We start from the raw sequence: 21,704 nt of genomic DNA, 5'->3' as shown, positions 1-21,704 counted from the left end.
GGGGAACCGGGCGACCGGTCCCCGCGCGCCCACGCACCCGCGGGCGAGGGATCAGCCCAGATGCGCCTGGACCTCGGCGGCGGCGTCGTGCCCGTACGCCTTGGTGAAGCGGTCCATGAAGTGAGCCCGCCGCAGCTGGTACTCCTGCGTGCCCACCGTCTCGATGACGAGGGTCGCCAGCATGCACCCGACCTGCGCGGCCCGCTCCAGCGAGACGCCCCAGGCCAGCCCCGACAGGAACCCCGCGCGGAACGCGTCGCCGACGCCGGTGGGGTCGGCCTTGCGGTCCTCCTCCGGGCAGCCGACCTCGATCGGGTCCTCGCCGACCCGCTCGATGCGCACACCGCGCGAGCCGAGGGTGGTGACCCGGTGGCCGACCTTGGCCAGGATCTCCTCGCCCGTCCAGCCGGTCTTGGACTCGATGAGGCCCTTCTCGTACTCGTTGGAGAACAGGTACGTGGCGCCCTCCAGCAGTATCCGGATCTCCTCCCCGTTCATCCGGGCGATCTGCTGGGAGAAGTCGGCGGCGAAGGGGATGTTCCGGGAGCGGCACTCCTCGGTGTGGCGGAGCATCGCCTCCGGGTCGTCGGCGCCGATGAGCACCAGGTCGAGGCCGCCCACCCGGTCGGCGACGGTCTTCAGCTCGATCAGCCGGGCCTCGCTCATCGCGCCCGTGTAGAAGGAGCCGATCTGGTTGTGGTCGGCGTCCGTGGTGCAGACGAAGCGGGCGGTGTGCAGGGTCTCGGAGATCCGGACCGAGCCGGTGTCGACGCCGTGCCGGTCCAGCCAGGCGCGGTACTCGTCGAAGTCGAAGCCCGCGGCGCCGACCAGGATCGGCTTCGTGCCCAGCTGACCCATGCCGAAGGCGATGTTCGCGCCGACGCCGCCCCGGCGGACGTCGAGGTTGTCGACCAGGAAGGAGAGCGAGACCGTGTGCAGCTGGTCCGCGACCAGCTGGTCGGCGAAGCGGCCGGGGAAGGTCATGAGGTGGTCGGTGGCGATGGAGCCGGTGACTGCGATGCGCACGGCGTGGACGCTCCTGGGTGGAGGGGTAATGACAGTTCACGCTACCCGGTGTGCGCGGTGACCCTGAAGTGTGGAAAACTACCCGATAGTAGACGTTTCTACGTGAGTCGATCCGTGCAACGGTGCCGCTATGACGAACCTCGACGGACCCGCCCCCGCCCCCGCCCTCGCCGACCTCGAAGGCGACCTGGCGTCGCTGCGCTGCGACTGCGCCCGGATGGCCCGGCGCTGGACGGCCCCGGAGCGGGGCGCGGTGCCGCACGTCCCGCTGACCCTGATCCACGGCGTGAGCGTGCCGCCGGCCTCCGCGCGGCTGCTGGACGCGATGTCCGACTACGGCGACTGAGCCGCCCCCGCGCCCCCAGGGGAACCGTGCGCTCCCCCGCCGCGTCCCATCGCTGTCCCCCGTAACAGCTGTGTGGCCGAAGGAGCGATGCGGTGAACAGCGAGCGACCCGACAACGACGACGAGGTCGTGGAGGAGGCCGGCGCCGTCGAACGTCAGACGGAAGGGCGTGCGACGGAAGAGCGTGCGGCGGAGGAGCGCGCTGCGGAGGAGCACGCTGCGGAGGAGCGCGCTGCGGAGGAGCGCGCTGCGGAGGAGCGCGCTGCGGAGGAGCACGCTGCGGAGGAGCACGCTGCGGAGGAGCGCGCTGCGGAGGAGCTTGAGCCGCAGGAGCGTGAGCCGGACGAGCGTGAGCCGCAACAGCGTCAGCCGGACGAGCCCGACCCGCAGCAGCCTGAGCCGGAAGAGCCCGACCCGCGCCGGCGTGAGCCGGAAGAGCTCGACCCGCAGCAGCTCGCCCCGGAGCGCGCCGAGCGCATCGCCTCGGACCCGGACGCCGCGCCCCGCGGCTCCCGGCACCGCTCCCCCGCCCTGATCGCCGCCGTCGCCGCGGCCGTGCTGCTGGTCGGGGGTGGCGGGGCGTATCTGGCGGCGTCCGCGGGCGGCGGTTCCGGCGCCGGTTCGGGGTCCGGCGTGCCCGGCGGGAACGGCACGCCGCCTCCGCTCGCCCTCGACGGCTACTCCGAGGGCGGCGGGAACGGCATCGCGCCCGGGGAGCCCGACCCGAACGGCGTCATCTACACGGCGTCCGGCGACCTTCCGAAGGGTCCGGGCTCCGCGCCCGTGCACTGGGCGAAGGGCGACGTCACCCGGGAGGACGTCACCCGGCTGGCGGCAGCGCTCGGCCTGGAGGGGAAGCCGGTGGCCGATGGGCAGGCCTGGAAGGTGGGCTCCGACAAGGACGGGCAGGGGCCGAGCCTCCAGGTGAACCGGCAGGCCCCCGGCACCTGGACCTTCCACCGGTACGCGCCCGGCACCGACGACTGCGAGGGCGTCACGGTGTGCTCCAAGCCGCCCGCCTCGCCGTCCGCCGACCCGGTGAGCGAGGCCGCGGCGCGCAAGGCCGCCGCGCCGGTGCTCCGGGCGCTCGGGCAGGACTCCGCCGAGGTGGACGCCTCCCGGACCCTGGGCGCGCAGCGGGTGGTGAACGCCGATCCGGTGATCGGCGGGCTGCCCACGTACGGCTGGCCGACCGGGCTGACGGTCGGCGCGCAGGGCGAGGTGGTGGCCGGCAGCGGCCAGCTGAAGACGCCGGTGAAGGGGGACACGTACCCGGTGCTGGACGCCCGGCGGACGCTGGACCGGCTCAACGGGGCCCAGGAGCCCGTCCGTACCGGCGGCATCGGCGGCTGCGCCAGTCCCGTACCGCTGGAGGAGGACGGCCCGCAGGCGTCCTGCGAGGTGTCGGAGCCGTCGGTGTCCCCGCGGGAGCCGGTCGTGGTGGAGAAGGCGGTGTTCGGGCTGGCCTCGCACTCCGTGGACGCGCGGCCGGTCCTGGTGCCGTCCTGGCTGTTCGAGGTGCGGGCGCCGGGCGCGGCGGACGGCTACACAGTGACGTATCCGGCGATCGACCCCCGGTATCTGACCTCGCCCGCGCCTCCCGGTGAGCCGAGCGGGCAGCCCAGCCCGCGGCCGACGGGCCCGGAGGTGCCCGGCGACACGCAGGACGTGAAGGTGGAGGGCTACACGACCGAGGGCACGGAGCTGACCGTCGCCTTCACCGGCGGGGTCTGCTCGGACTACGAGGCGACGGTGAAGGAGAGCGCGGACCGGGTGACGGTCACGGTGACCGAGACGCCCTGGCCGGACAAGGTCTGCATCATGATCGCCAAGGTGCACCACCGCACGGTCGAGCTGGACGAGCCGCTCGGCGACCGCGAGGTGGTCGGCTCGGACGGCGAGGGTATCCCGCTGGAGAAGCCGGGGGCGCGGCTGCCCGCGCCGCGGTAGGGCACACCGCCGCCACGGCACATACGCGAAGGCCACGGCGCATACGCGAAGGCGGTGACCTCCCGTCCGGGGGGTCACCGCCTTCCGTGTCACTCGGCTCAGCCGCGTGTCACTCGGTCAGCTGAAGGAGTCGCCGCAGGCGCAGGAACCCGTCGCGTTCGGGTTGTCGATCGTGAAGCCCTGCTTCTCGATGGTGTCGACGAAGTCGATGGACGCGCCGCCGAGGTACGGGGCGCTCATGCGGTCGGTGACGACCTTGACGCCACCGAAGTCCTTGACGACGTCACCGTCGAGCGAGCGCTCGTCGAAGAAGAGCTGGTAGCGCAGGCCGGAGCAGCCGCCGGGCTGAACGGCGACACGCAGGGCCAGGTCGTCGCGGCCTTCCTGGTCGAGCAGGGCCTTGACCTTCGCCGCGGCGGCGTCGGACAGGATGATGCCGTCGGTGACGGTGCTGGTCTCGTCCGATACGGACATCTACATCTCTCCCGGGTTGTACGGAGACTGCTTGCCGACGGTTGCAACCGGCGGGGCCGCGGATTCATTCCGGGACGGGCCCGAGTCTTTTTCTCCTTGGCTTCTTTTCATGCTCGCACATGCGCGGGCGGGCGCACAGCGCCCTGTGGACAAGCTGACGACACTCCGCGGGGAAGGCGGGGAAGGCGACGATCCGGACATAGGGATTCACGTCACATCGACGCAATGGCCATCGTCAAAGTGACGTGAAGCGGTTATGATAGATAGCGTCATTTCGACGAAAAGGTCGAAACGCCGTCCCGCTATCCCGCCGGTCCGGTCCCCCGGATCGGCGAGCCGCAGAAAAGAAAGGGTGCGTGTCGTGACCACCGCCCAGACCCAGGAGCTCGACGTACAGCCGACGCCCCTCGCCCTGCTGCTCCTCGGCCGTGAGGCCGACCCCAGGAGCGAGCGCGGTGTGGAGTGCCCCGGCGACCTGCCCTCGCCGTCCGACCCGGACCTGGTCGAGCGCGCCCGCGCGGCCAAGGAGAAGCTGGGCGACAAGGTGTTCGTGCTCGGACACCACTACCAGCGCGACGAGGTCATCCAGTTCGCCGACGTCACGGGCGACTCCTTCAAGCTGGCCCGCGACGCGGCCGACCGCCCCGAGGCCGAGTACATCGTCTTCTGCGGCGTCCACTTCATGGCGGAGTCCGCCGACATCCTGACCTCCGACGACCAGAAGGTCGTACTGCCCGACCTCGCGGCCGGCTGCTCGATGGCCGACATGGCCACGGCCGAGCAGGTGGCGGAGTGCTGGGACGTGCTGACCGAGGCCGGCATCGCCGAGCAGGTCGTCCCCGTGTCGTACATGAACTCGTCCGCGGACATCAAGGCGTTCACGGGCAAGCACGGCGGCACCATCTGCACCTCGTCCAACGCCAAGCGCGCGCTGGACTGGGCCTTCGAGCAGGGTGAGAAGGTGCTGTTCCTCCCCGACCAGCACCTCGGCCGCAACACCGCCGTGCGCGACATGGGCATGTCCCTCGACGACTGCGTCGTCTACAACCCGCACAAGCCGAACGGCGGCCTGACCGCCGACGAGCTGCGCGCGGCGAAGATGATCCTGTGGCGCGGCCACTGCTCGGTGCACGGCCGCTTCAGCCTGGACTCGGTGAACGACGTGCGCGAGCGCATCCCGGGTGTGAACGTCCTCGTCCACCCCGAGTGCAAGCACGAGGTCGTGGCCGCGGCGGACTACGTCGGCTCGACCGAGTACATCATCAAGACGCTGGAGGCCGCGCCGGCCGGCTCCAAGTGGGCCATCGGCACGGAGCTGAACCTGGTCCGCCGTCTGGCGAACCGTTTCGCCCCCGAGGGCAAGGAGATCGTCTTCCTCGACAAGACGGTCTGCTTCTGCTCCACCATGAACCGCATCGACCTCCCCCACCTGGTCTGGGCCCTGGAGTCGCTGGCCGAGGGCAACCTGGTCAACCGCATCGAGGTGGACAAGGAGACCGAGGCGTTCGCCAAGCTGGCGCTGGAGCGGATGCTGGCACTGCCGTAAGTAACCGTGACCACGGCCTCAGCTTCGGCCGTGAGAGTGTGACCGACCCCGGTCACCCCGACGATCGGATCAGCCCGCCGCGGGCTTCCGGTCGGGGTGGCCGGGGTCGACGGTGAAGAGGGTGCCGTCCGGCGTGACGACGACCAGGCCGCCCTCGTGCAGGACGACCTCGGGCTGGGCCCAGCCGTTGGCCGCGACCCGCGCCGAACGCGGCCGCGTCTCCCACAGCAGCGTCCCCTCACGGGCGTCCAGGGCCGCCACCCGGCCGCTGAGGCTGGCCAGGAACAGGGTGCGGCCCCGCTGGTCGAGCACCGCCCGGCCCGGCTGTTCCAGCGTGGTCCCGGTCTCCCACAGCTCCTTGCCCGTGGTCGGCGAGACTGCCCGTACGACACCGTTGGACATCGTGAACAAGAGGCGGCCGTCCGTCAGCGTGGGGTGCCCGCCGAAGTCCTCGGCCAGCGTCACCCGCTTGCGGTCCCCGGTGTCCGGGTCCACCAGCAGGATCGCCTCGTACGCGTCGTCGGTGGTGCCCAGGCCCCCGCTGTCCTCGGCCCACTGGAGGAAGGCCAGCCGGCCGTCGACGACGCCGTAGAGCGTGCTCTCGATCGGCACTTTCACCTGCCGGGTCGAGCCGTCGGCCGCGTCGAGCTCCAGGATCACCGAGTTCTCCGACTCGGTCTCGGGGCTGCACTCCGTGTACAGGCCGGGGGCCATCCGCAGGAACGTGCAGTAGTGGCCCGCGGGCAGCTTCGCCCTCCAGCGCTCCTCGCCGGTACGCGCCGCGCGGGCGACGAGCGCGCTTCCGCCGGCGTCCGGAGTCACCACCAGACCGTCGGCGAAGGAACTGTCGGCGTACTGCTCGTTCCCGGGGCGCGTCCACAGCCGTCCGCCGTCGTCCGCGTCGAGGCCGATGAGGGTGACCTCGTCGTTCTCCCACTCCTCGTCGGAGACGACCAGGCGCACGACCACCACGCCGTCCGCCACTCCCAGCACGGCGGCGGAGGAGAGCCGGTCCCCGGACACCCCGTCCGGCAGCAGGTCGGCCCGCCACGCCGTCCTCCCCGTGAGGGCGTCCACGCGCACCGGCAGCATGGCGTCACCCCCGCAGTAGACGGCACTCTCGTGCAGCAGGCACTCCGGCCCGGTCATCGCGCCGTTCTCGCCCAGGGCCTTCGCGCCGCGCGCGGGCTTCTCGAACACCGTCGTCTGCCAGGGCTGCCAGCCCTTCGGCAGGTCCGCCCACCGGGACGGCGCGCTCGACTTGGGCACGGCCGACGGTCCGGGCGCCGCCCCGCCGTTCGCACCCGGCCCCAGCAGATACGCCGTGAGCCCGAGGGCCAGCGCGCCGACCGTGCCGGCCGCGGCCAGCAGCGGGCGGACCCGGCCGGGACGGCGCCCGGACTGCGTGGTCCGCTGGTCGGCGACCGTGCCGGGGTGCGTCGTCGCCAGGTCCGACGGGTCGAGGCGCAGGGTGACGGTCGCCGGGTCGCCCGGGTCCGGCTCGGGCAGGGCGGCGGCGAACTCCCGGGCCAGCTCGTCGAGTCCGGGGCGGTCCTCGCGCTCCTTGGTCAGGCAGCGTTCCAGCAGTGTTCGCAGCTGCCGCGGCACACCCTCCAGCACCGGCTCGTCGTTTATGACCCGGTACGCCGTCAGGTACGGGCTCTCCGCGTCGAACGGCCCGCGCCCCGTCGTCGCGTACGCCAGCAGCGCGCCGAGCGAGAAGACGTCCGAGGCCGGGCCGACCGAACGGGCGTCGGTGAACTGCTCCGGGGACATGAACGGCGGGGTGCCGATCATCTGCCCGGTCTCGGTCAGGGTGAGGTTCTCGGTGGCGCGGGAGATGCCGAAGTCGATGACGCGGGGCCCGTCCTCGGCCATCAGCACATTGGCCGGTTTCAGATCCCGGTGCACCACCCCGGCCCGGTGGATGTCCCGCAGCGCCTCCACCAGGCCCAGCGCGAGCCGCCGCAACTCGGCGTCCCTGAGCGGCCCCTGCGCCCGTATCCGCTCGGCGAGGGACCGGCCCGGCACGTACTGGGTGGCCATCCACGGCCGGTCCGCCTCCGCGTCGGCGTCCACGACCGGCGCGGTGAAGGCACCGCTGACCTTGCGGACGGCCTCGATCTCCTGGCGGAAACGGGCACGGAAGACGGGGTCCTGCGCGTACTGCGCGTGCACCACCTTCACGGCGACCTCACGCCCGGACCGCGCCCTGCCCCGGTAGACGACGCCCATGCCTCCGGCCCCGAGCCGGTCGACCAGCTTGTATCCGCCGACCGACCGCGGATCGTCCTTGCTCAGCGGCACCGCCGTGATCCTCTCCCCCGTCACGCAGTTCGAGCGACAGGATACGTAAGGGGGGTGGTGGGCCGGGTTGCCCCAGCCTGTTGATTGTGGCCGTACCGGGTCTCTTCCCCCTCCCGCGTCACTACCCTTGTCTCCTCACGGCACGTGCACGCGCGGGGGCGGAATGGCGTATCGGCGCAACCAGGTCGACGATCTCGTGATCGTGGTCCCGGGGATCATGGGCAGTCGGCTGGCGGACGCGGACGGCAGGGAGGTGTGGGGGCCGTCGGGCGAGGCGCTGTTACGGGGGATCAGAACCCTGGGCGGCTCCCTGAAGGACTTGGCCCTGCCGAGGGGGGTGCTGGACGGCCATCCCGGGGACGGTGTACGGCCGGTGGGCGTGATGCGAGACGTCCACGGCCTGCCGGGCCTCTCCCCGCTGGTCGAGGGATACACGGACCTGCTCGGCTGGCTGCGACGGCACTTCACCCTGGACTGCCGACAGCCCGGCGACGACCCGAGAACCCCGGCCAATCTGACTGCCTTCGCGTACGACTGGCGGCTGTCCTGCCGTTACAACGCCGAGCGGCTGGGCGAGCGGGTGAGGGAAGAGCTGGGCCGATGGCGGGACGCCGGGCACCCGGACGCCAAGGTGGTCTTCGTCTGCCACTCCATGGGCGGGCTGGTGGCCCGGCAGTACGTCGAACTGGGCGGCGGGGCGGAGATCACCCGGCGGGTGGTCACCCTGGGCACACCGTACCGGGGCTCGCTGGACGCCCTGCTGTACCTGGTCAACGGACTGCGCGTGAGCGAGCTGCGGGGCGGCCTCGCCCGCCTGATACCGCTGAACCTCTCGGACTTCGCGCGCAGCCTGCCGTCGCTGCACCAGCTGAGCCCCGACTACGCCTGCCTGGACGGGGTGCCCGGTCAGACGGGGCTGCGGTACGCGCGTGAGGTGACCGGACTGCCGGGGCTGGACGCGGAGTTGCTGGATGATGCCGAGAAGTTCCACTCGGATCTGCGGGAGTCCCGGGCGGGGGCGGCGTACGGGGTTGAGTACGCACCGGTGAGCGGCGTACTGCAACCGACGCCCACTACGGCGGTCGTGGACGGTGCGGGACGACTTACTCCCCTGCTCACCATCGGCGGCGCCGACGAGGGTGGCGACGGCCGGGTGCCTCGGTTGTCCAGTGCGCACGTGGGGGCGGGACGGCCCGCGTACACGCCGTGGGAGCAGCACGGTTCCTTGCAGAACAACCCGGCTGTGCGGGAGGGGTTGTCGGGGTGGCTGGCGGGCGAGCCGACCTATCACCGGGGGCCGGGCGACGAGACGACGGCGCTGGGCGTGCGGGTGCCCGACGTGGTGGCCGAGGGCGAGCCGTGCGAGGTGGCGGTGACGGCCGCGCGGGATGTGCCCGGGTATGCGGAGCTGGCCGTGGGGGTTCGGGTGGACGGGGACTACGGGGTGATTCCGCTGCGGAATCTGGACGGCGGGCGCTATGTCACCGCCCTGACCGGTCTCACGCCGGGCGTGCACCGGCTGGAGGTGGGTGCCGGCAGTCAGCCCGAGCGGACGGTGACGGCGCTGGTGCTGGTGGTGGGCTGTGAGTGAGCCGTCGGCTGAGGCGTACGCGGCGACCGCGCTGTGCGTCGTCTGCGAGGCGTACGAGGGCGCGCCCGCGTCGCGTCGGCTGACCGGTGCGCGGGAGCAGATGCTGGGGATCGCGGAGAGGTTGCGGGGGCTCGGGTTCGCCGTGCGGGTCGTCGGCGCGGAGGAGGACCCGGATCTGGCGACCTTCCGGAGAGAGAAGGAGGAGTGGCGGACCTTCTGGCAGCGGGAGGGCGGGAACGGGCCGGCGCTGGTCCTCTGGTCGGGGCACGGCGAGCTGGACGGCCAGGAGCTGAGGCTGGTGCTCGGCGACCTGAAGCTGACCGGCAACCAGTTCGAACGCGCGATGCTGCTGCAGGAACGCGGGGTTTCCGCACGGGACCTCGTCGACGCGGCGATGGCCTCCGGCGCCGATCAGGCACTGCTGGTGGTGGACACCTGCCATTCGGGGGCCGGTCTCGCCCCGAGTGTCGACCGTGCCTTGGCTCATCTGCGGCAGACTTCACTGCCCCAGGGCCGGTCGAAGTGGCTGGGGGTGATGGCGAGTTGCCGTCCTGGTGAACTCGGCGAAGGCTACGGGCCTCTGATGGAAGCCGTGGCGCGAGCTCTGGCCACCGGCCCGCACACCGACCACTACCGCACCGCGTGGAGCGCTCACAACGAGCTGGTCACCGGTACCGACCTGATGTCGGCGGTCCGAAGCCACTGGGCGGAGGACAAGCAGACGCCGGAGAGGGTGGCGGTCGGCGACGAGCGCCCTGCGTTCCCCAACCCGAAGTCCGATCCGGCCGCGCCCCCTGTACTGGTCGAGCACCTGGTCCTCGCGGCACGCGGGGTGGGGCATCTGGAGGAGGGCTGGTTCTTCACCGGGCGGCAGCGCGTGCTCGGCGAGATCGTCGACTGGATGCGGGCGGCGGCGCCCGGCCTCTTCCTCGTCACCGGACCAGCAGGGTGCGGCAAGTCGGCGGTGCTGGGGCGGGTGGCGACGCTCGCGGATCCCGCGCAGCGCAGGAAGGCCGAGGAGCAGGGTGCGATCCGGGACGGCGATCCGGACCCCGGTGAACGGTCCGCCCGGAGCTTCGCGGCCGTGCACATGCGGGGTCTGGACGCGACGCAGGTGGCGGCGGACATCGCCGCTCAGCTCGGCCTGGACGAGCCGAGGAACGCGGACGCTCTCAGAGCGGAACTCCGAGATCTTCCGACCCCGCCGGTCGTGGTCCTGGACGGCCTCGACGAGGTGCCGGCCGAACACACCCAGAGCGTCATCGAGGAACTGGTCTTCCCGCTGAGCCGGATGCTGCCGGTGCTGGTCGGCTCCCGGGAGCGGCCCTTCCGCAACCTGCTGAAGCCCGACACGACGCTCTACGACGCCCTGGTCCAGCACATCGGTGACAGCGTCCACAGGGTCGACCTGGAGAACGAGCCGGGCACTCGGGACGACATCGCGGAGTACGTACGGCGTCGTTGCGAGGCGGACAGGGTCGACGGCACCGCGGTCGCCGAGGCCCTGGCGAACCGCGCGACGGCACGAGACGGGGGCTTCCTGTTCGCACGGCTGATGACGGACTTCCTCATCGCACGGCTGCGGAAGGGGATCGTCGTCGCCGAGGAGCTGCTGGCCGGGCTGCCGGACTCCGTGGAGGCCGCGTTCGAGGAAGACCTGCGTGGCGGCGAGCGACCGTCGGCGGCGCGAGACCTCCTCACGGCACTCGCGTGGTCCGCCGGGCGCGGCATGCCGGCGGGCGGAGTGTGGGAGGCAGTGGCCTCGGCGCTCGGCGGGGAGGGGGTCTCATACGACGAGGGGGACGTGGACTGGGCGCTCTCGGAGTACGGCCGCTACATCGTCGAGGACAGCGCGGGCCCGCAGGCCGTGTACCGGTTGTATCACCGGGAGTTCGTCACTCACCTGCGGAAGCGCGGAGGCCCTGAGGATGCCGACGCCGCGATGGTGGTGTTGCGGGCGCTGGTGGATCTCCTGCGGCGGCAGGCCGAGGTCGGTGACTGGGAACGGGTCGATCCGTACGTAGGCATGTGGCTGGCGCGTCACGCGGTGTGGGCAAGCAATCCTGGGCCAGGCATCGATGTGCTGCGTGAGCTTGTGGTGTGGGATCCGGACAGCGCGCGGCCTTTTCTCGCGGAGGCTCTGCTGGAAGCGTCGGTGGGCCTGGCGGAAACGGCCCAGCACGTCACTGCCGCAGAGTTGGCGCACGAGGCGGCCGACCTTTACAAGGGATTGGCCGACGCAGACCCCGTGCATCTCCCCGACCTCGCCGGATCACTCAACAACCTCGCCAACCACCTGGCCGACACCGGAGACCGCCAAGGCGCCCTCGAACCCGCCCACGAAGCCGTACGCATCCGCCGCGAACTCGCCCGCACCAACCCCGCCGCCTACCTCCCCGACCTCGCCATGGCACTCAACAACCTCGCCGTCAGCCTGGCCGAGACCGGAGACCGCCAAGGCGCCCTCGAACCCGCCCACGAAGCCGTACGCATCCGCCGCGAACTCGCCCGCACCAACCCCGCCGCCTACCTCCCTAACCTCGCCGGATCACTCAACAACCTCGCCGTCCGCCTGACCGAGACCGGAGACCGCCAAGGCGCCCTCGAACCCGCCCACGAAGCCGTACGCATCCGCCGCGAACTCGCCCGCACCAACCCCGCCGCCTACCTCCCCGACCTCGCCATCGCACTCAACAACCTCGCCGTCAGCCTGACCGAGACCGGAGACCGCCAAGGCGCCCTCGAACCCGCCCACGAAGCCGTACGCATCCGCCGCGAACTCGCCCGCACCAACCCCGCCGCCTACCTCCCCGACCTCGCCATCGCACTCAACAACCTCGCCGTCAGCCTGGCCGAGACCGGAGACCGCCAAGGCGCCCTCGAACCCGCCCACGAAGCCGTACGCATCCGCCGCGAACTCGCCCGCACCAACCCCGCCGCCTACCTCCCTAACCTCGCCGGATCACTCAACAACCTCGCCAACCACCTGGCCGAGACCGGAGACCGCCAAGGCGCCCTCGAACCCGCCCACGAAGCCGTACGCATCCACCGCGAACTCACCCGCACCAACCCCGCCGCCTACCTCCCCGACCTCGCCGCATCACTCAACAACCTCGCCGTCCGCCTGGCCGAGACCGGAGACCGCCAAGGCGCCCTCGAACCCGCCCACGAAGCCGTACGCATCCGCCGCGAACTCGCCCGCACCAACCCCGCCGCCTACCTCCCTAACCTCGCCGGATCACTCAACAACCTCGCCGTCCACCTGGCCGACACCGGAGACCGCCAAGGCGCCCTCGAACCCGCCCACGAAGCCGTACGCATCCGCCGCGAACTCGCCCGCACCAACCCCGCCGCCTACCTCCCCGACCTCGCCATGGCACTCAACAACCTCGCCGTCAGCCTGGCCGAGACCGGAGACCGCCAAGGCGCCCTCGAACCCGCCCACGAAGCCGTACGCATCCGCCGCGAACTCGCCCGCACCAACCCCGCCGCCTACCTCCCTAACCTCGCCGGATCACTCAACAACCTCGCCAACCACCTGGCCGAGACCGGAGACCGCCAAGGCGCCCTCGAACCCGCCCACGAAGCCGTACACCACTACACCCAACTCACCCGCACCAACCCCGCCGCCTACCTCCCCGACCTCGCCGGATCACTCAACAACCTCGCCAACCACCTGGCCGAGACCGGAGACCGCCAAGGCGCCCTCGAACCCGCCCACGAAGCCGTACACCACTACACCCAACTCACCCGCACCAACCCCGCCGCCTACCTCCCCGACCTCGCCGCATCACTCAACAACCTCGCCAACCACCTGGCCGAGACCGGAGACCGCCAAGGCGCCCTCGAACCCGCCCACGAAGCCGTACACCACTACACCCAACTCGCCCACACCAACCCCGCCGCCTACCTCCCCGACCTCGCCGGATCACTCAACAACCTCGCCGACCACCTGGCCGACACCGGGAACGAACCAGCCGCCATTCAGGCGTACACCGATGCGGCTGCCAGCCTGTCCGAGGCTCACCCGGCCGCCGCCCGCACGATCGAGTACGAGCGAGACGCCTTCCGGCTCCGATGTCCCGAGCCGACGCGGACAGCAGGTCTGCTCGGGCTCATCCGCATGGTCACTGACACGTCGGCCGAGCAGCCCGGCGAGGTCACCCTGCGAGCTCGGCAGGCACTTCGGGACCACGCCCACGGGTCCCGGTCTGGTCGCGAACTGCTGGAGCGCGCTTGGCGGCAGGAGACGAGCGCGCCCCTCCCGGACTGGCTGTCGCTCTCGGAAGAGACTCTGCAACTGGTCATCGACTGGGTGAACACGCCTTCCTGGCCGGACAGCCGGGCGTTCTGGTCGCACCATGCCGATGCCCTCGCCTCCGACGAAGCCTCGATCGCTCTGGCGGAGCTGGCGCTCGCGTGGCCGGTCGCCGCGCAGCACCGGGCCCTGCGGGAAGACATCCTCTCCGAGGGCAGCGATGCCGTCTTCCAGCCGCTGATCATCCACGACCGTCTCGTGGACTGGCTGCGCTGCGAGGACTGGGACGACTCGGCACGCTTCCTCCGGGAGAACGCGGAACTACTCCTCGACGAGTCCGCCGAGGAAGTACTGGCGCAAGTCGAGCCCTACACCCCTGCGGTCGCGGTACACGCCGCCCTCCTGCACATCGCGCGCGCCGAGGACATCGACACCGCCTTCCGCCGCGTCCAGGACCGAAGCGCGCTCCAGGAGTACGTCCTCCGCGCCCTGAACGAACGTGACGCACAGGCACTGGCCCACATCGCCGCCATCGAGCATTCAGCCTTCGACGACCAGCCCTCCTCCGTCACCCACCTGCAAGCCGCCCTCCTCCTCTCCGACGCCCCGGACGCGCTGGACGTCGATGCCCTGTCCGAAGCGGCGGTGGAGACCGACCCAGAGACCCGCAACCGCCTCACCTCCGAACTGGCGACCCTCGTCGCCGGTTCCCCGGACCCCCGCCACACCCCCCACTGGATGCGCCTGATCCAGGCCCTCACCCAAGCCCGCCCCTGACCACCGTGTACGTGATCTGCCTGGTCCTGGCAGCCGCCCCCAACCTCCCGAACGCGCCCAACGTCCTGGAGGAGCACCGCGACGTCCAGCAGAGCATCACGTACTCCCGCTACGGCCACACCATCCGGCTGGACACCCTCCCGGCGGCCCGCTGGGAGGATCTGGCCCAGTACCTGGCCGACGGCACCCCCGACGTACTGCACTTCGCCGGGCGGGGCACGCCCGACGACGGCCCCCGGTTCGTCACCGACGACGGCGGCGAGGCCCCGGCAGCCCTCGACGGTCTGCGCCGCTGTATCGCCGCCGCCGGCGCGAGCGGGCTTCACCTCCTCGTCCTGAACGCCTGCTGGACGGGAGACCTGGCCAAGACGCTCAGCGACACGGTCCCCGCCGCCATCGGCTGGCAGGCCGAGGCCGCCGAGATCCACGCCCGGAATTACGCACGGGTCCTCCACCGCAACCTCTCCGCCGGCGAGTCCGTCGCAAGGGCGCACTCAGCCGCCTGCATGATGCTGCGGCTCGCCGGCTGCACGAGCCCGCCGACCATGCACAGCGGCGTCGGGCACATCCCCGAGGCGCACTTCCTCATCGGCCCGGAAGTACGCCAAGTGCCTCAGCGGGCACCGCTCACCCTCCGGGATCACGAGACCATCGCGCGCCTGCGCAAACCCCGTCTCCCGTGACCTCTCGGCTCAGTTCAGCCGCCCGCCCCGGCTCGCCGCGATCCGCAGCGCGTCCCCGAGGGATTCCGCGAGGCGGATTCCGGTGAAGCGCAACTCGCCCTTCCCCACCGTCGGATCGTCGAGGAGCGACTTCGCCGCGGTGAGGACGTATGCCGCCGACGCCAGCAGTTCGCTCTCCACCTCGTCGGCCATGCGGGACAGTTTGCTGCCGTCACCGTCCGAGCTGAGGTAGCACGGGCGTCCGTCGGGCGTGGTCCAGGGCAGCAACCGCAGGGGCGCACCCGTTCCGTCACGCAACATGTTCTCCGCTCCTTTCTGCCCGTTTCCCCGACGGGCGCGAATGCAAATGGTTACCGTTTGTGCCCCCATCGTCGCGCTGTGGCACCAGCCGCAACAGACACGCCGTATCCCAGACCTCAGAAAGGGACGCAGCCATGACCTTCAAGCCGCAGACCCTGACCCCATACCTCTCCGCCCGCCACTACTTCGGCGCCGAGCAACGCCGCCACCGCGAATCCGCCCAACTGTCGCTCGTACAGCTCGCGGGCATCGTGAACTCCAGCAAGAGCACCCTCGCCCGGATCGAGACGGCCGAGCTGATGCCGCCCCCGGACCTGCCCGACCGGCTGGACGCCGCGTTCGGCACCGACAAGCACTTCCACGGGCTGTACGAGCTGGCCAAGCGCGAGGCGCACCCGGATCAGTACCGGCGGTTCATGGACTTCGAGGCGCAGGCGGAGGTCGTCGAGAACTACGTAGCGCAGGCCATTCCAGGGCTGTTGCAGACCAAGGAGTACGCCCGCGCGCTGCTCAGCTGCCAGGAGGACCTGCCCAGGGAGCAGATTGAGGAGCGCGTCAACGCCCGCCTGTCCCGGCAGGCTCGGCTGAGGTCGGAGCAAGCGCCTCTGCGTTGGGCGATCATCGAAGAGTCCGTCCTCCGACGCCGGGTCGGCAGCAAAGAGTGCTGGTACAACCAACTGGCCTTGCTACTCGAACAGGTGGATACTCCCGACAGCAAGGTCCAGGTTCTGCCTTTCAGTGCGGGTCCTCATTCACTGATGGGCGGCGCCCTGACCCTGCTGACCCTTCCCAAGGGTTCCGTCATGGCCTACGAAGAGGGCATCCAGGTCGGTCACCTCTACGAGGACCGGGACTCGGTGAAGAAGTGGCGGCGGCAGTACGAGGTGCTGCGCGCCAACGCCCTCCCACCGGCGGCCTCGGCGGAGCTGATCCGAGACGCGATGGAGGACTACAAGCCATGCAGCACACCCCCGAGCTGAACTCTGCCCGGTGGCGTCGGAGCAGCTACAGCAACACCAACGGGGGCGATTGCGTCGAGATCACCGAGGACTTCCCCGGCGTCGTCCCCGTACGCGACAGCAAGACGCCCAACGGCCCGGCACTCGTCGTCCCAGCAGCCGCCTGGGACGCGTTCGTCAACTCCCTGAAGGCGTAACCGGCGTAAACGAAAGCGGCCGGGCCCCGTACCCACGGGACCCGGCCGTTCTCACACCGTCAGGCGACACTCACGCGTCACACCCCCGCCGGCTCCAGCACCTCCTCGGACTTCTGCTTCGCCGCCCGCTTGGCCGCCCGCTTCTTCGCACGCCGCTCCTTGCGGAGTTCCAGCATCGCGTAGAGGGTCGGGACGAGGAGCAGGGTCAGCAGCGTGGAGGTGACCAGGCCGCCGATCACGACCACGGCCAGCGGCTGGGCGATGAAGCCGCCCTCGCCGGTGATGCCGAGGGCCATGGGCAGCAGGGCGAAGATGGTCGCCAGGGCCGTCATGAGGATCGGCCGCAGACGGTGGCGGCCACCCTCGATGACCGCCTCCACCACACCGTAGCCCTGCGCCCGGTACTGGTTGATCAGGTCGATCAGCACGATCGCGTTGGTGACCACGATGCCGATCAGCATCAGCATGCCGATCATCGCCGGGACGCCCATCGGAGTACCGGTGGCCACCAGCAAACCGATCGCCCCTGTCGCGGCGAAGGGGATCGAGACCAGCAGGATCAGCGGCTGGGCCAGCGAGCGGAACGTCGCGACCAGCAGCATGAAGACGATCGCGATCGCCGCCAGCATCGCCAGGCCCAGGTTGGCGAACGCCTCGTCCTGGTCCTCGGAGACGCCGCCGATCTCGGCGGTGGCGCCCGCCGGGAGGTCCAGGGAGTTGAGCTTCGTCTGGAGGTCGGCGCTGACCGCGCCCGTGTTGTCGCCGGTCGGCTTGGCGGTGATGGTCGCCGCGCGCTGGCCGTCGATGCGGGTCATGGAGACGGGGCCGTCGACCAGCTCGACGTCCGCGATGGTGCCGAGCTTGACCGGGCCCAGGCGGAGCTTCTCGAGCTGGGCCATCGTCTCGGCGGGCTGCGCCGAGCGGATGACGATGTCGCGCTCGGTGTCGTCCAGGGTGGCCTTGGCGGCGGTGGTGCCGCGGACCGCCTGGGCGACGGCCGCGCCGAGGGTCTGGTCGTCGAAGCCGGCCGCGGCCGCCTTCTCGTTGGCCTTGACCGAGATCCGGGGGACGCTCTGCGAGAGGTCGCTGGTGACGTCGGTGACGTCGTCCAGGTCGGCGACCGCCTCGCGGACCTCCTCGGAGGCCTCGCGCAGCACCTTCGCGTCGGCCGCCTTCACCACGACGCTGAGGTCCTGGTTGGCGAAGCCGTCACCGGCGGCGATCGTCGTCGTACCGATGCCGTCGAGCTTCTTCAGGCCCTCGTCGATGGCCTTCTCGACCTTCTCAAACGACGCCGACTCCTCCAGCATCACCGAGTACGACGCCTGGTTGGTGTCGGTGCCACCGCCGAAGGCCGCCATGAAGCCGGAGGAGCCGACAGTGACCTGGTAGTCCTTGACGCCGTCGACGCCGTCGAGCAGCTTCTCGATCTTCTTGGCCTGGGCGTCGGTCGCCGCGAGGCTGGTGCCGGGCTTCAGCTCCTGCTTGACGGTGAGGACTTCCTGCTCGCCCTGGTCGAAGAAGTTGGTCTTCAGCAGCGGGGCCATGCCGAACGTGCCGATCAGGACGACGACGGCGATGGCCACACTGGTCAGGCGGCGGCGCGTCGCGAAGCGCAGGACCGGGACGTAGAAGCGCTGGAGCCGGCTCCTGGCCTCCTTCTCCTCGGCGAGGCGGCGGGCCTCGTCGGCGTCCTCCGGGGTGCCCTTGGGGGCGCGCAGGAACCAGTAGGAGAGGACCGGGACGACCGTCAGGGAGACCAGGAGGGACGCCAGCAGGGCCGCCGTCACGGTCAGCGAGAAGGAGCCGAACAGTTCGCCCACCATGCCGCCGACCAGGCCGATCGGCAGGAACACGGCGACGGTGGTGAGGGTGGAGGAGGTGACCGCGCCGGCCACTTCGCGGACCGCCTTGAGGATCGCCTCCTGGCGCTCCTCGCCGTAGCCGAGGTGCCGCTTGATGTTCTCCAGGACGACGATCGAGTCGTCGACCACGCGGCCGATGGCGATGGTCAGCGCGCCGAGGGTCAGGACGTTGAGCGAGAGGTCACGGGTCCACAGGACGATCAGGGCCAGGACCACGGACAGCGGGATCGACACCGCGGTCACGAGGGTGGAGCGGACCGACGCCAGGAAGACGAGGATCACCAGGACCGCGAAGAGGAGGCCCAGGGCGCCCTCCGTGGTCAGGCCGTCGATGGACTTCGAGACCGCCGGGCCCTGGTCGCTGACGACCGTGACCTCGGCGCCGGAGCCGAGGTCGGCGCGCATGCCGGGGAGCTTGTCCCGGACGGCGTCGGAGATGGCGACCGCGCTGCCGTCGCGGTCCATGGTGACCATCACGGCGAGGCTGGGCTCGCCGTTGGTGCGGGTGAGGGAGTCGGCGCGGGCCGCCTCCTGCTTCACCTCGGCCACGGAACCGAGGCGGACCGGCCGCTCGACGCCCTCGCCGGTGACCCTCAGGTCCTCGATCTGCTTCAGCGAGGTGAAGCCGCCGCCGACCTGCACGGTGCGGTTGGCGCCGTCCTCGTCGAAGGAGCCGGCCGGGACGGTGGCGCCGCCCGCCTGGAGCGCCTGGGCGAGGGACTGGGCGGTCAGGCCCGCCCTGGCCAGCTTCGCGTCGTCGGGTGTGACGGTGACCTGGAGGTCGCGTACGCCGTCCACGGTGACCTGGCCGACGCCGTCGATGTCCTTCAGCGCGGGCACGACGGTCCGGTCGAGCTGGTCGGCGAGGGCCTGCTGGTCGCGGTCGGAGGTGACGGCGAGGACGACGGTCGGGATGTCGTCGGTGGACCCGGCGACGACCTGCGGGTCGACGTCGTCCGGGAGCTGGACGCGGGCCCGGTTGACGGCCTGCTGGACGTTGGCGACGAGCTGGTCGGTGTCGTTGCCGTAGTCGAAGGACGCCATGATCACGGCGTTGCCCTCGCTGGCGGTGGCGGTGACGCCGGTGATGCCGTCGACCGCCTCGAGGTTGTTCTCGATCGGTTCGACGACCTGCTTCTCGACCACGTCCGGGGACGCGCCCTGGTACGGCGCGATCACCGACACCATGGGCAGTTCGATGGTGGGCAGCAGCTGCTGCTTGAGCTGGGGGATCGCAATCGCCCCGAAGGCGAGCGCGATGATCGACATCAGCCCTATCAGGGCCCGTTGCGCGAGGCTGAATCTTGACAGCCAGGACATGGGTCAGCGTCTCTCTTCCGTGGCCTGAGCGGAGCGGTGGGCGCGTGACGGCGCCCACCCCACCACCCTGGTCCATGGCGAAGGCCCCGGCCGTCGGTCCCAGGTCCATTTCCTTATGCGGCGCATACTGCGGGTGGAGTACCGCCCGTTGCGGTCACTCCACCCTTGGACGTACCAGCCCGGACTCGTAGGCGATGACCACCAGCTGGGCCCGGTCGCGGGCGCCCAGCTTGGCCATGGCCCGGTTGACGTGCGTCTTCACGGTGAGCGGGCTGACCTGGAGGCGTTCGGCGATCTCGTCGTTGGAGTGGCCGCCGGCGACCTGGACCAGCACCTCGCGCTCCCGGACGGTGAGGGCGTCCAGCCGCTCGGAGCGGGCCTGGTCGTGGTCGCCGTCCGCGCCGTCGCCGCCCTGGGCGAGGAAGCGGGCGATCAGGCCCTTGGTGGCGGCCGGGGAGAGCAGGGCCTCCCCGCCGGCGGCGACCCGGATCGCGTTCAGCAGCTCCTCCGGTTCGCTGCCCTTGCCGAGGAAGCCGGCGGCGCCCGCGCGCAGGGACCGCACCACGTAGTCGTCGACCTCGAACGTCGTCAGGATGACGATGCGGACGTGGGCGAGCGCCGGGTCGGCGCTGATCTCGCGGGTGGCGGCGAGCCCGTCGGTGCCGGGCATGCGGATGTCCATCAGGACGACGTCGGGCCCGTGCTCCTTGGCCAGCCGCACCGCCTCGGCGCCGTCCGAGGCCTCGCCGACGACCTCCATGTCGGGCTCGGAGTCGACCAGCACCCGGAAGGCGCTGCGGAGCAGTGCCTGGTCGTCGGCGAGCAGGACACGGATGGTCATGCGGGACCCCTTTCGGCGGTGTTCCGGGTCTCGACCGGCAGGATCGCATGGACGCGGAAACCGCCGCCGTAGCGGGGGCCGGTGGTGAGGGTGCCGCGCAGGGCGGTGACGCGCTCCCGCATGCCGAGCAGGCCGTGGCCGCCGCCGGCCGGCGGGCGGTCGGTGTCGCCGGTGCCGTCGTCGAGGACGGTGATCTCGATGTTCCGTCCCACGCGGACGACGCTGACCTCGGCCTTCGCCGCGGTGCCGGCGTGCTTCTGGATGTTGGTGAGGGCTTCCTGGATGACCCGGTAGGCGGCGAGGTCGACGGCGGCGGGCAGGGCGGTGCCGTGGTCGGTGCGGGCGACCTCGACGCGGAGGCCGGCGTTGCGGAAGGTGCCGACGAGTTCGTCGAGGCGGTCCAGGCCGGGGGCGGGCTCGGTGGGGGCCTCGGGGTCGCCGGACTGGCGGAGCAGGCCGACGGTGGCGCGCAGCTCGTCGAGGGCGGAGCGGCTGGCCTCGCGGACGTGGCCGAGGGCTTCCTTGGCCTGGTCGGGACGCCGGTCCATGACGTGTGCGGCGACCCCGGCCTGCACGTTGACCAGGGCGATGTGGTGGGCGACCACGTCGTGCAGGTCGCGGGCGATGCGCAGGCGTTCCTCGGCGACCCGGCGGCGGGCCTCCTCCTCGCGGGTGCGTTCGGCGCGTTCGGCGCGTTCCCGGATGGCCTGGACGAAGGCGCGGCGGCTGCGCACGGCGTCCCCGGCGGTGGCGCCGATGCCGGTCCAGGCGAAGATCGCCAGGTTCTCCTGGGCGTACCAGGGCAGCGGGCCGCTGAGCATGGCGGCGCCGGTCAGCACGGTCATGGTGAGCAGGCCGACCCGCCAGGTGGTGGGGCGGTCGGTGCTGGCGGCGACGGTGTAGAGGGCGATCACCGCGGCCATCGCGACGGGGGTGCGGGGGTCGCCGGTGACGAACTCGACGAGGGAGAGGGCGCCGGTGAGGGCCAGCACGACCAGGGGGGCGCGGCGGCGGAACACCAGGGCCGACGCCCCGAGCACCATCAGGACCAGGCTGAGCACGTCGGGGCTGTGCAGGCCCCAGGTGACGCCGTCGTCGCCGTGCGGGTCGACGAAGGAGCCGGCGACCATGCAGAGCAGCACTCCCGCGGCCAGCGCCGCGTCCAGCGCCATGGGGTGGGCCTTGAGTCGGTGCCGGGCGCGTTCGAGGGTGCTCACGGTGGTCCACCGTAGCCCGGCGGCGGGCTCGCCCGGCCGGGGACGGCG

15 protein-coding genes are annotated in these 21,704 nt (G+C 71.3%); 8 read left to right on the top strand and 7 right to left on the bottom strand.

The window, feature by feature from the left end:
- Positions 1-51: 51 nt before the first annotated feature.
- Positions 52-1,026: a carbohydrate kinase family protein gene (locus ACSU6L_RS27385; RefSeq protein ID WP_437060983.1), complete on the bottom strand. Its 975-nt coding sequence runs from the start codon at positions 1,024-1,026 to the stop codon at positions 52-54.
- Between the two features lie 130 nt (positions 1,027-1,156).
- On the opposite strand from ACSU6L_RS27385, the gene ACSU6L_RS27380 reads away from it, so the two are divergent.
- Both ACSU6L_RS27380 and ACSU6L_RS27375 read left to right on the top strand, forming a co-directional pair.
- On the top strand, positions 1,157-1,372 hold the full coding sequence (locus ACSU6L_RS27380; RefSeq protein ID WP_365505398.1) for a hypothetical protein: 216 nt from the start codon (positions 1,157-1,159) through the stop codon (positions 1,370-1,372).
- Positions 1,373-1,464: 92 nt separating this feature from the next.
- Complete coding sequence (locus ACSU6L_RS27375) at positions 1,465-3,321, top strand: hypothetical protein (protein ID WP_437060980.1); 1,857 nt, start codon at positions 1,465-1,467, stop codon at positions 3,319-3,321.
- A gap of 117 nt (positions 3,322-3,438) precedes the next feature.
- On the opposite strand, the gene ACSU6L_RS27370 is transcribed toward ACSU6L_RS27375, so the two are convergent.
- Positions 3,439-3,795: an iron-sulfur cluster assembly accessory protein gene (locus tag ACSU6L_RS27370; protein ID WP_030582488.1), complete on the bottom strand. Its 357-nt coding sequence runs from the start codon at positions 3,793-3,795 to the stop codon at positions 3,439-3,441.
- Between the two features lie 361 nt (positions 3,796-4,156).
- Between ACSU6L_RS27370 and nadA the strand changes: the two genes are divergently transcribed.
- Positions 4,157-5,341: a quinolinate synthase NadA gene (nadA, locus tag ACSU6L_RS27365; RefSeq protein WP_437060978.1), complete on the top strand. Its 1,185-nt coding sequence runs from the start codon at positions 4,157-4,159 to the stop codon at positions 5,339-5,341.
- Positions 5,342-5,410: 69 nt separating this feature from the next.
- On the opposite strand, the gene ACSU6L_RS27360 is transcribed toward nadA, so the two are convergent.
- Complete coding sequence (locus ACSU6L_RS27360) at positions 5,411-7,648, bottom strand: protein kinase domain-containing protein (RefSeq protein ID WP_437065081.1); 2,238 nt, start codon at positions 7,646-7,648, stop codon at positions 5,411-5,413.
- 163 nt (positions 7,649-7,811) lie between these two features.
- Here ACSU6L_RS27360 and ACSU6L_RS27355 point away from each other — a divergent pair, with 163 nt between their 5' ends.
- The 3 genes from ACSU6L_RS27355 to ACSU6L_RS27345 are packed head-to-tail and all read left to right on the top strand — an operon-like array spanning position 7,812 to position 14,957.
- Positions 7,812-9,239, top strand: coding sequence for an esterase/lipase family protein (locus tag ACSU6L_RS27355; RefSeq protein WP_437060976.1), 1,428 nt, complete (start codon positions 7,812-7,814; stop codon positions 9,237-9,239).
- Positions 9,232-14,274 carry a tetratricopeptide repeat protein gene (locus ACSU6L_RS27350; protein ID WP_437060974.1) on the top strand — a complete coding sequence of 1,681 codons (5,043 nt, stop codon included), beginning with the start codon at positions 9,232-9,234 and terminating at the stop codon, positions 14,272-14,274. Before ACSU6L_RS27355 ends, ACSU6L_RS27350 begins: the two co-directional genes overlap by 8 nt.
- Positions 14,275-14,279: 5 nt before the next feature.
- Positions 14,280-14,957, top strand: a complete 678-nt coding sequence (locus ACSU6L_RS27345; protein ID WP_437060972.1) for a CHAT domain-containing protein — start codon at positions 14,280-14,282, stop codon at positions 14,955-14,957.
- Between the two features lie 9 nt (positions 14,958-14,966).
- Here ACSU6L_RS27345 and ACSU6L_RS27340 read toward each other — a convergent pair whose 3' ends face one another.
- The gene (locus tag ACSU6L_RS27340; protein ID WP_437060970.1) at positions 14,967-15,257 is read right to left on the bottom strand and encodes a hypothetical protein; all 291 of its coding nucleotides are present in this window, start codon (positions 15,255-15,257) and stop codon (positions 14,967-14,969) included.
- Between the two features lie 134 nt (positions 15,258-15,391).
- On the opposite strand from ACSU6L_RS27340, the gene ACSU6L_RS27335 reads away from it, so the two are divergent.
- Both ACSU6L_RS27335 and ACSU6L_RS27330 read left to right on the top strand, forming a co-directional pair.
- Positions 15,392-16,237, top strand: a complete 846-nt coding sequence (locus ACSU6L_RS27335) for a helix-turn-helix domain-containing protein (protein WP_437060968.1) — start codon at positions 15,392-15,394, stop codon at positions 16,235-16,237.
- Positions 16,216-16,413: a DUF397 domain-containing protein gene (locus ACSU6L_RS27330; RefSeq protein WP_437060966.1), complete on the top strand. Its 198-nt coding sequence runs from the start codon at positions 16,216-16,218 to the stop codon at positions 16,411-16,413. Before ACSU6L_RS27335 ends, ACSU6L_RS27330 begins: the two co-directional genes overlap by 22 nt.
- Positions 16,414-16,490: 77 nt before the next feature.
- On the opposite strand, the gene ACSU6L_RS27325 is transcribed toward ACSU6L_RS27330, so the two are convergent.
- The 3 genes from ACSU6L_RS27325 to ACSU6L_RS27315 all read right to left on the bottom strand — a co-directional run bounded on the left by ACSU6L_RS27325 (position 16,491) and on the right by ACSU6L_RS27315 (position 21,656).
- The gene (locus tag ACSU6L_RS27325) at positions 16,491-19,598 is read right to left on the bottom strand and encodes an efflux RND transporter permease subunit (RefSeq protein WP_437060964.1); all 3,108 of its coding nucleotides are present in this window, start codon (positions 19,596-19,598) and stop codon (positions 16,491-16,493) included.
- Positions 19,599-19,752: 154 nt separating this feature from the next.
- Positions 19,753-20,439 (bottom strand): response regulator, encoded by a 687-nt coding sequence (locus ACSU6L_RS27320; RefSeq protein WP_073942934.1) that lies wholly within the window; start codon positions 20,437-20,439, stop codon positions 19,753-19,755.
- Positions 20,436-21,656, bottom strand: a complete 1,221-nt coding sequence (locus ACSU6L_RS27315) for a sensor histidine kinase (protein WP_437060961.1) — start codon at positions 21,654-21,656, stop codon at positions 20,436-20,438. The genes ACSU6L_RS27320 and ACSU6L_RS27315 overlap by 4 nt, the downstream gene beginning before the upstream one ends.
- Positions 21,657-21,704 lie beyond the last annotated feature (48 nt).

The sequence above is a fragment of the Streptomyces sp. enrichment culture genome (assembly GCF_964272855.1).
Taxonomy (GTDB): domain Bacteria; phylum Actinomycetota; class Actinomycetes; order Streptomycetales; family Streptomycetaceae; genus Streptomyces.
Note: the sequence above shows the minus strand (reverse complement) of the source record. Positions and strands in the feature narration are given on the sequence as shown.